Here is an 8,739-nt window from a genome sequence, read left to right as displayed (position 1 = left end):
GGGCGAGACACAGCACCGGCTGCCGATAAACATACGCTTGTGCTGATGTGGCCGGTACATATCAAGAAGTTGATGGCGTAGTAGCCTAAAGGGGCCTCAGCGCACGAAAGGACGCGGCAGAGCCGCCAACCTGCCGGAGCCAGCTAGTGAAGCTTGCCCCTCGGAGGCTTGGCGGTCAGCCACTTCAATTTGACGCTGTTAAGCTCTTGTTCGAGCTCCAGCGCGAGCCGGACGATGGGGTCCGGAATGGAAATCGGGTCTCTCCCGCCCTCTGCCACCTGCGTCTTCGCCGAAAGCTCCGAGACTACTTTGGATCCGGCCGATTTCGACAGCAGTCGGGACAGGTGCTCCCGCTGCAAAGCGTGAACCTCTTCCAACAGGCTCAGGAACCTCAACGCATCCACTGTCGGCAGCCTGTTGGTTCTCAAGCGGGCAATCCGCTCGTGCTGACGCGCAATGTGCCGCTCGCCATGTCGAACATGACGCTGCGCCATGCTGATGTGGTCTTCGAGAGACATGGCGCACAACGCGAAAACAGGCATCTCGTTCCTTCGGCAGGATCTTGCAGGACAATCGGATGGGCACGAGACGCACCAAGGCTCGCCGGAACCAATAAAGCACGATGGGACAGATAGCCGTCTACAGCGAAACGGTGGCCATGCAGGAGATGATATGCGGATTCGGTTGGGAATTGTGGCGGAGGGAGTGTCCGCCTAAACTCAGTTTGCTGATGTTTGTTGGCATACCCACAAGACGTTGAAACACTTGGGAACCTTCGCTTTTCCGTTTGGCGATGTCCGCTGCAATCCGCTAGAATCACCGCATCGAATTATGAACGGGATTATGAACGGATGGCGCGAGCCCTTAACAAACTTTCCGATACGGCGATCCGTGTGAAGGAGCTTTCCCCTGGTCGGTATGGCGACGGGGGCGGGCTATATCTCCACGTCTCGCCAACCGGCAATAAGTCGTGGGTGTTCCTCGGCATCAAGGACGGTAAGAGAATGGAGCGCGGGTTGGGCTCCTACCCTAAGCCGGTCTCGCTGGCGGCAGCTCGGGAGAAGGCAACAGAATGCCGGCGTCTTCTGAAGGCTGGTCTGGACCCGGCGCATGTTGAAGCGGACGATGCGGTCGAGACCTCGGGACCAACGTTTGCTGAATGCGCGACGGACCTGATTGCAGAAGTCGGGAAGGGATGGGCGAACGCTAAGCACAAGGCCCAATGGGAAATGACCCTGGGCGATACCTACTGCAAGGACATCCGCCCGAAGCGGGTGTCGGAAGTCAGCACGGCCGATATCCTCGCTATCCTCAAGCCGATCTGGCTAAACAAGCCGGAAACTGCGCAGCGGCTTCGGGGGAGGATAGAGCGTGTGCTCGACGCCGCTAAGGCGGCCGGCCATCGAACCGGCGAAAACCCGGCTATGTGGCGAGGGCACCTTCAGCACCTCCTGGCGAAGCCTGGTAAGCTGACGCGCGGCCATCACGCCGCAATGCCCTATGAGCAAGTGCCTGCCTTCGTGACATCGCTGCGCGAGACGGACGGCTTATCCGCGCTGGCCTTGGAGTATCTGATTTTGACGGCCGCTCGCTCCGGGGAAGTCCTGGGCATGGTCTGGCCGGAACTGGACCTGGACGCGAAGGTCTGGACAGTGCCGGCGGCTCGCATGAAGGCCAAGGAAGTCCACCGTGTTCCGCTGCCAGATAGGGCTATGGCGATAGTCCGGTCTCTCTATGACTCGCGCACGTCTGACACGGGGTATGTCTTCCCGGGCGAAACCGTTGCCGGCATCGAACGTGGGCTTTCTTCAATGGCGATGGCTATGACCATGCGGCGCCTCGAAGTTGGGCAGTATACAGTGCACGGCTTCCGCTCAGCCTTCAGGGATTGGGCCGGTGACCAAACGTCATTCCCCCGTGAAGTGGCCGAAGCCGCGCTCGCCCACAAAGTCGGCAATGCGGTGGAGCATGCCTATCGCCGATCCGACGCCCTGGAAAAGCGTCGCAAGCTGATGACTGCGTGGGCAAACTATCTGGCCGCTGCCAACACCGCCAAGCATCTGCGCGTCGTTTCCTCGCGTTAGGTCAAACGACTCTACGCATTATCCCCAGGAAATTGGGCTTTCCCACAAGATCTAGAGGACTGTGCATCCGGTCAGGATATGGCCGGATTGGCCCCAAATCATTGAATCGGTTTGCGAAAAAACGATTCGAAACTTGGACAAAACGCGAACGAGGCCTTGGTTGCTAACTCGAAGAACGCTATATTGTGTGCGCTGATCCGTAGTGATTTGCGCCGAACGAAAGGAGACTTATCGAGAGATGACTTTTGCGCCCAATGCGTACACGGTTGACAGCTTCTGTGAAGCGTACGGCATCCGGAGGAACCTCGCTTACGAGGAGATGAAGGCAGGCCGATTGGAGTACCGAAAGGCGGGCCGGAAAACACTTATCCGGAAAGTCGATGCCGATACCTGGCTAGACAATTTGCCCAAAGGAAAATCCGGTTCGGAAGAGGCTTGAGCGGCGGTCGCCAAACCAAAGCCGCTCAAGCCAATTCGATCCGAATATTTAACAGAACCCTCCCTCGGGAATCTGACAACGGAGCGAACATGAATCGCATACCAGACGCGACGTCTCGCGTTAATTCACAATCTCAAACACCTCCCAATAAATTCAGCATCACAGTCCGCATAGAGCCCGATGGACGAGAGAAGCGTCTGCACGGGCGCGCCGCCTGGATGCTGAAGCAACTGATCAACGCAGGAAAGCGCGGTGTCACCACGCTCGATCTGCCGACCGGTGTCAGGGTTTCACACTACATCTTTCTGCTGCGCCGATCGGGGTTCATCATTTCCTCGCCGCGTGAACACCATGGAGGGGCATTTCCCTCGACGCACTCCAGATACACGCTGGCAACCCCGGTGACCATCATCGAAGACATGGCGACCGCTGCATGAACGCTGCCGCCGACTTCCCGAAACCACCAGTTTCGCCGGACGTCCGTGGGGCGGGTTCTCGCTACGCCGAGACCATCGCCCGCCTTCACGGCGCCGGCTACAAGCTCCTGCCGCTCGGCGATGGGCCGGACGGCAAGAAGCCCTTGGTTGCCAACTGGCCCGGCGCGCGCGGCTGCTCCGTGGCCACGTGCCTTGGTCTGATGGCTAAAGCCGGGTCGCAGATGTACGGCATTCGGCTTGATGGGCTGGTCGTCGTGGATTGCGACACGGACAACGCTGCGACCCGCGACTATGTCGAACAGCACTTCGGTTTGTCGCCGGTGATGACCCGGACGTCGCGCGGCGTCCACTACTGGTTCCGAGCGGGGTTCTACGTCCCGCCGCCCGTGCGCCTGCCGGACATTTCGATCGACTTCAAGACTGGCGCCCGCTCGTTCGTGGTCGGCCCGGATTCGGTTCGGCCCGACAATGGTCAGTCGTATGAGACAGCGGGCGCGCCGCTCGGCTTCGCCGCGCGCCTGCCGATTTTCCGGGCGACGCCGCCACAATGGCAGCCTGGGTCGAAAAGGGCAGAGGTGGGCAAGCGCGACCGCCATCTTTTCCGGCGAGGGATCGAGCTGGCTTTGGTTGCTGACAGCGAGGCCGAGGTTTTTGAAGAGCTTTGCCTGCTGCGGGATCTGGAGTGCGACAACCCAGAAAGCGTCTCGAATGCCGAAATCCGGGCAAAAGCCCGGTGGGCATGGCGCAATCGGGATCGGCTCTACGTTTGGGGCGGCCGAAATTCCACCTTTGCCACCAACCGTACCGCTACCGCTGCCTTGGGGGTCCACAAAAATGGGGATAGTGCCGCGCTTTTGTACATGGTCCTCAATGGCATGCACGGCCACAGGCCAGGCAAGCTCTTCACGGTCGTTGCGCAAGGGCTGATCGATAAAGGCCACCTTCCGTTGCAGAGCAAGAGTCGGATCTACCGCGACGTTCTAGTCCTGGTCGCTGTCGGCCTGTTGCAGGTGGTTCGACGTGGCCGCCGCAGCCAGAAGGAGCCCAACGTCTATCGGCTGTGTCTTCCTGATCGGAGCGAGAAGGGGGAGGTGTAATGCTTACTTCATTCCCAAATATGGGACTGACAAATGCGATACGGGAGACCGTGCCCCGAAACCGGGCGGAGTGCCGCCCGCTCGGTCAGATTATGGCCAAAGCCCGTAACGGCAAACTGGCTGGCACTCGCCTTCTACCCAATGGTTCTGTCCTTGTTGATGACGTCGGCGTCGCGCTCGCAGCGATGAAGCGAAAGGGGGCATAGATGGGTCCGAGCATCGTTCCGTTCCCGATGGCGAAATCAGACGGCGCGGTCAAAGTGGCAGTCGCGGCCTTGGCTGTGCTCAATGGTCCGTCGGCCGACGCGTATTGGCGGAAGCTAATCACAGCCAAGCGCCACGCGATGACCGCTCAAGGCATCTCCGAGGTCGAGGTGGACGAGACCCTTCTGGCCTTCGGCCAAGAGGTGTTCTTGGCTTTGGCGCGCCGATACCAGCCAGATGAAGGTGACGCAGCATGATGACGGTGACCGAGAAGGAAGGCGGCTTTGTCGTGATCGATGATAATTCGCCGAACGGTAGTCGAAAGCTCGCAGGTCCGTTCCCGACCCACGGCGAAGCGTGGCGCGCACTCGATCGGATGGAGGGCGAGCCGATATCGCCGGCAGAGAAGCGGGCAGACTGGATCTCGAACAAGATTCTGTCGAGCGGCCCGAAGCCGAAGATGCCGAAGTCGGTTCGCAACGAAAAGAAGCAAACCACGAAAATGAGGCGGGCTGCGGCCAAGGCTCCGAAATGGGTCCGCGATATAGCCGCGGCGAAGTTCGACCCGCAGGGCCAGCGCCAGCATCGTGAATGGCAACTCGGAACATTCGGCGCAGCGTCGCCGGTGCGCAAAATCAACCCGGCCGACTATCTGGCTTCAAAAAAGGTTTCAGGATGACCACAAGACTTCAACAGAACGGCCTCGTCGCCGTAGATGACGGTTGGGTTATTCTTATCGGGGAAGGTCGCCGCTGGGACGACCGTGTCTATCCGACAGAGATAGCTGCCGAATCCGTCGCCAAGTTGTGCGCGCCTGCCGGACACGAAATACGAGCGGCGCGACGCGTCTGCCGCCTCGGTTGGTCGAAACGACCGAAATGGACAATTCTCCCGAAGGCAGACAACAAGGTGAATTCATGACCATTGCAGAACGTCAGGCGCGGGACGCCCATGACCGCGAAAATCCATGGCGGCCTATGAATACAGCTGTTCGCGGAGACGGTCTCATCTGCGAATTGCTCTTCAACGATATGGTGGGCGACTACGGGACGCCTGGTCTCCAGTTCTTTCTCGACAACGATGGCCATTGGTACCGCATCGATCCGCCGGGCGATGTGTTTTATTTCCCGTCAATTCCGATCAATTGGCGGCCTGCTTATGTTCGTCTCTCGCCTGAGCGCCGGGCCTACCTGAAACGCAAGGCGAAGGGCGATCAATGATCCATGCGAAGCCTAAGTCAGGGCAGGGCAGGTCGCTCCCATTCCATGCTTATTCTTCGTTCAATAAGCGCGGAGGCAAGACACACCCGCGCGTAGCTCGGACGCGAAACCGCATTCTCGACCTGTGGGAGGGGATGGCCAGCTATTCGACCATTGCCGAGGAGTTGGACATCTCCATCAGCACTGTGGTCGAGTGCATCGCCCGGGCGAAGCGCCTGAAAGACCCGCGTGCCGAGCGGCCATTCCGTCATCGTAAGATCCAGATCGCAGAAAAGCGCCGCCGTGAGATCAAGCGGCTGCTCGATGACGGCTACCGACCGCGGGAGATTGCCAAGCGTCTAGGAGTTTCCAAGCGCCTCGTTCTAATCAGGATGAAGGAAGGCGGAAATGGCTAGACCAACGATCTACAGCGACGACATCGCCAACACCATCTGCGAACAGATCGCCGAGGGCAGAAGCCTGCGGTCGATTTGCCTTGATGAAGCCATGCCCGCGAAGTCGACGGTATTTGCATGGCTTGCTGATCCCGGCCGCGACGATTTCCGGACCAAGTACGTGCATGCGCGCGAGGCTCAGGCTGACGTGCTGGTCGATGAGATGACCGACATCGCCGACGACGGCAGCAACGACTGGATGGAACAGAAGAACAGCGACGGCGAGGTTACCGGCTGGAAAGAGAATGGCGAGGCCTTGCGCCGCTCGGCTCTGCGCATCAGTGCGCGCCAGTGGATAGCGGAGAAACTGCGGCCGAAGAAGTACGGCAGCAAGGTCGCGCTTACCGATGGCGAAGGCGGTCCGCTGACGGTCCAAATTGTGAAGTTCAAGGATGCCCCGCGTAACGATCCCCGCTAACGACTGGCAGCCTCGTTGGTATCAGCGGCCGGCCTGGGATTCCTGGGAGCAGGGTTGCAAGCGCCAGCTGCTATTCTGGCATCGGCGCGCCGGTAAGGACGAGCTGAACCTGAACATGCATGCCGTGTCCGCCTACGAGCGGCCCGGAACCTATTGGCACATGCTGCCCGAGGCCGCACAGGCGCGCAAAGCGATCTGGACCGCGGTCAACCCTCACACTGGCAAGAGGCGGCTGTTTGAGGCGTTCCCTGAAGCTCTGATCGAAAACATGAATGATCATGAGATGTTCATCCGCTTCAAGGATGTCGGTTCAACCTTTCAGGTGGTCGGATCGGACAACTTCAACAGCCTGGTCGGCTCGCCGCCGGTTGGCATCACCTTTTCGGAATGGGCGCTGGCCAACCCGGCAGCATGGGCCTACCTCTCGCCGATCCTGGCTGAAAACGGCGGATGGGCATCGTTCATCACCACGCCGCGCGGCAACAATCACGCAAAGGGAATGCTCGACAAGGTCAAGGGCAATGTCTTCGATCCCGTGACCAACCCGCGCGGCTGGTTCAGCGAGGTGTTGTCGGCCGATGACACTGCCGCCATCGACAAGGTGACGATCGAAGAGCAGCGCGACGTGTACGAAGGCCTGTTCGGCAAGGAAATGGCCGATATGCTGATTGAGCAGGAATATTTCTGCTCGTTCTCGGGCGCGCTGATCGGCTCCTATTGGGGCGCGGAAATCGCTCGGGCGGAGCGCGCATTGCGCATCGGCACTCCGTTCGACATCGATCCGAAACATCCGGTGCATACCGCGTGGGATCTGGGTAAGGCGGTCAACAATCCGATTTGGGCGTTTCAAGTCATCGACGGCGTTCCGCTGATCGTCGACTTCTACGTGCCGGACAGCGAAGACCTGTCGGACTGGTGCAAGTGGCTGGACGAACAGGGTTACCACGGCAACGACTACGTGCCGCACGACATCCTGCATCCGCAGTGGGGAACGAAGCGCACGCGTCTGGACACGCTGAAGGATCACGGGCGCAAGCCGAAGATGGTCGGCCTAGTCAGCCTGGCCGAGGGCAACAACGCCGGTCTGCAAACGATCAAGGTGGCGCGCTTCAGGACGACCGAACGCGTTGCGGATGGCATCGAGGGCCTGAAGGCCTACCGGCGCGAGTATGACGACGAGAAGAAGACGTTCCGCGACATCCCGGTCAAGAACTGGGCCGAGCACTACGCATCAGCGTTCCGCTATCTCGGCCTTGCATGGCGGCAGGCGGTCGCCGAGGTGAAGAAGCCCGAGGGCGACAAGCGAGCCTATGTGGGCCAGGCAGACGGCACGATACGCAGCCAGCAGACGGTCAAGGAGGCAGTGGACGCTATGGTAAGGCGCCGCCGGGCTCGCGCAGGTATGTAGCAGACTTTGGTCGAGCAAGCTCCGGGCATGAAAAAAGCCGCCATTGGCGGCTTTATTCGTCGGCTATCACGCGCGCCAGCCGGCAATTGGATTAGAAATGATAGTTGATGCCGACACGAACCGTATCGAAATTGAGGCGGTCCGAGGACGGATCGGGCGGGTTGGTGGTCGAGAAGGACGGGGTGCCAAGGTCGACATGCAGATATTCTGCCTTGAACGAGATCTGCTGATTCATCGCCCATTCCACGCCGGCGCCAGCGGTCCAGCCCCAACGTGTGTCGCTGTAACCGCATGTCGGACCAAAACCGCATGCGCCGAGATCGGCCGATCCCTCCACGTGACCGACTGCAAAGCCACCGGTGGCGTAGGGAAGAAAATTCTCGAAGGCATAGCCGACGCGAGCGCGGCCGGTGCCGAACCAGTCAACCTTGGCCGTGCACCCCTGGCCTGCGACGCCGCACGGGGGCACGAAGGGAACCTCGAGTACGCTGCCGTTCATATCGGCGTAGCTGATGTCGGCTTCCGCACCGAAAACAAACTGACCCTGCTGCCAGTTGTAGCCGGCAGTCAAACCGCCAACAAAGCCGTTGGAATCGAAATCGACCGAGCTGCCAAAGTAATGATAACTGTCGGACTTCCAGCCGTAGCCGGCGACGCCGCCGATATAGGCACCCGACCAGTTGATGCTTTCCGCCGGAGCACCCGCCACCGCGTCGGCGGCCATTGCGGACCCGGTCAACAAAGCCAGCAGACCGGCAAACAAGAAGGAAAGCGAGCGCATTGAAAAACCCCAGCAAAAAACCGATTCACAACCTATCAGCGACCACTGAATAGCGATGTATCATTTGCGCAACATACGAGTCTTTTCAGTTCTGCCAATCAGGAAGGTAATCAGCTCGTGTGTGCCCATCCAAGCGGCTTAGACTTTCGCAGACGGATATAGATCATCTGTCCAATCGCTAAGATTGGAGCAGCTATGCCGCGCGCTGGTGGTGTCT

General features: G+C 59.7%; 11 protein-coding genes. 9 read left to right on the top strand and 2 right to left on the bottom strand.

Features of this window, described 5'->3' with window-relative positions; translation table 11 throughout:
• Nucleotides 1–143 precede the first annotated feature (143 nt).
• Entirely contained in the window at nt 144–542 is a 399-nt protein-coding gene (locus tag EOA75_RS23820; RefSeq protein WP_127325321.1) for a hypothetical protein, read from the bottom strand.
• A 309-nt stretch (nt 543–851) separates the two neighbouring features.
• Between EOA75_RS23820 and EOA75_RS23815 the strand changes: the two genes are divergently transcribed.
• From EOA75_RS23815 to EOA75_RS23770, 9 genes are all read left to right on the top strand, one after another.
• Nucleotides 852–2,084 (top strand): site-specific integrase, encoded by a 1,233-nt coding sequence (locus tag EOA75_RS23815; RefSeq protein WP_127325320.1) that lies wholly within the window; start codon nt 852–854, stop codon nt 2,082–2,084.
• A gap of 528 nt (nt 2,085–2,612) precedes the next feature.
• Nucleotides 2,613–2,960, top strand: a complete 348-nt coding sequence (locus tag EOA75_RS23805) for a hypothetical protein (RefSeq protein ID WP_127325318.1) — start codon at nt 2,613–2,615, stop codon at nt 2,958–2,960.
• Nucleotides 2,957–4,057 (top strand): bifunctional DNA primase/polymerase, encoded by a 1,101-nt coding sequence (locus tag EOA75_RS23800; RefSeq protein ID WP_127325317.1) that lies wholly within the window; start codon nt 2,957–2,959, stop codon nt 4,055–4,057. The genes EOA75_RS23805 and EOA75_RS23800 overlap by 4 nt, the downstream gene beginning before the upstream one ends.
• A 206-nt stretch (nt 4,058–4,263) precedes the next feature.
• Nucleotides 4,264–4,518, top strand: a complete 255-nt coding sequence (locus EOA75_RS23795) for a DUF6074 family protein (RefSeq protein WP_127325316.1) — start codon at nt 4,264–4,266, stop codon at nt 4,516–4,518.
• Nucleotides 4,515–4,940, top strand: a complete 426-nt coding sequence (locus EOA75_RS23790; protein ID WP_127325315.1) for a hypothetical protein — start codon at nt 4,515–4,517, stop codon at nt 4,938–4,940. The genes EOA75_RS23795 and EOA75_RS23790 overlap by 4 nt, the downstream gene beginning before the upstream one ends.
• A 199-nt stretch (nt 4,941–5,139) precedes the next feature.
• Nucleotides 5,140–5,481: a hypothetical protein gene (locus EOA75_RS23785; RefSeq protein ID WP_245459013.1), complete on the top strand. Its 342-nt coding sequence runs from the start codon at nt 5,140–5,142 to the stop codon at nt 5,479–5,481.
• Nucleotides 5,482–5,615: 134 nt separating this feature from the next.
• Entirely contained in the window at nt 5,616–5,876 is a 261-nt protein-coding gene (locus EOA75_RS23780; protein ID WP_164747523.1) for a helix-turn-helix domain-containing protein, read from the top strand.
• A complete protein-coding gene (locus EOA75_RS23775) occupies nt 5,869–6,333 on the top strand; it encodes a terminase small subunit protein (protein ID WP_127325313.1) in 465 nt (154 codons plus the stop codon). Before EOA75_RS23780 ends, EOA75_RS23775 begins: the two co-directional genes overlap by 8 nt.
• Nucleotides 6,308–7,741, top strand: coding sequence for a hypothetical protein (locus tag EOA75_RS23770; RefSeq protein ID WP_127325312.1), 1,434 nt, complete (start codon nt 6,308–6,310; stop codon nt 7,739–7,741). Before EOA75_RS23775 ends, EOA75_RS23770 begins: the two co-directional genes overlap by 26 nt.
• Before the next feature lie 91 nt (nt 7,742–7,832).
• Here the strand turns inward: EOA75_RS23770 and EOA75_RS23765 are convergent, their stop codons facing one another.
• Entirely contained in the window at nt 7,833–8,522 is a 690-nt protein-coding gene (locus tag EOA75_RS23765) for an outer membrane protein (RefSeq protein WP_127325311.1), read from the bottom strand.
• Nucleotides 8,523–8,739 lie beyond the last annotated feature (217 nt).

The sequence above is a fragment of the Mesorhizobium sp. M1A.F.Ca.IN.022.07.1.1 genome, assembly GCF_003997575.1.
Classification (GTDB): Bacteria; Pseudomonadota; Alphaproteobacteria; order Rhizobiales; family Rhizobiaceae; genus Mesorhizobium.
Note: the sequence above shows the minus strand (reverse complement) of the source record. Positions and strands in the feature narration are given on the sequence as shown.

What these genes read in the sequence shown, in the direction of transcription:
- EOA75_RS23815 (WP_127325320.1), top strand. Translation starts at nt 852, where the DNA reads ATGGCGCGAGCCCTTAACAAACTTTCCGATACGGCGATCCGTGTGAAG.
- EOA75_RS23785 (WP_245459013.1), top strand. Translation starts at nt 5,140, where the DNA reads ATGGACAATTCTCCCGAAGGCAGACAACAAGGTGAATTCATGACCATT.
- EOA75_RS23770 (WP_127325312.1), top strand. Translation starts at nt 6,308, where the DNA reads ATGCCCCGCGTAACGATCCCCGCTAACGACTGGCAGCCTCGTTGGTAT.
- EOA75_RS23765 (WP_127325311.1), bottom strand. Translation starts at nt 8,522, where the DNA reads ATGCGCTCGCTTTCCTTCTTGTTTGCCGGTCTGCTGGCTTTGTTGACC.
- EOA75_RS23780 (WP_164747523.1), top strand. Translation starts at nt 5,616, where the DNA reads ATGGCCAGCTATTCGACCATTGCCGAGGAGTTGGACATCTCCATCAGC.
- EOA75_RS23820 (WP_127325321.1), bottom strand. Translation starts at nt 542, where the DNA reads ATGCCTGTTTTCGCGTTGTGCGCCATGTCTCTCGAAGACCACATCAGC.
- EOA75_RS23800 (WP_127325317.1), top strand. Translation starts at nt 2,957, where the DNA reads ATGAACGCTGCCGCCGACTTCCCGAAACCACCAGTTTCGCCGGACGTC.
- EOA75_RS23790 (WP_127325315.1), top strand. Translation starts at nt 4,515, where the DNA reads ATGATGACGGTGACCGAGAAGGAAGGCGGCTTTGTCGTGATCGATGAT.
- EOA75_RS23805 (WP_127325318.1), top strand. Translation starts at nt 2,613, where the DNA reads ATGAATCGCATACCAGACGCGACGTCTCGCGTTAATTCACAATCTCAA.
- EOA75_RS23795 (WP_127325316.1), top strand. Translation starts at nt 4,264, where the DNA reads ATGGGTCCGAGCATCGTTCCGTTCCCGATGGCGAAATCAGACGGCGCG.
- EOA75_RS23775 (WP_127325313.1), top strand. Translation starts at nt 5,869, where the DNA reads ATGGCTAGACCAACGATCTACAGCGACGACATCGCCAACACCATCTGC.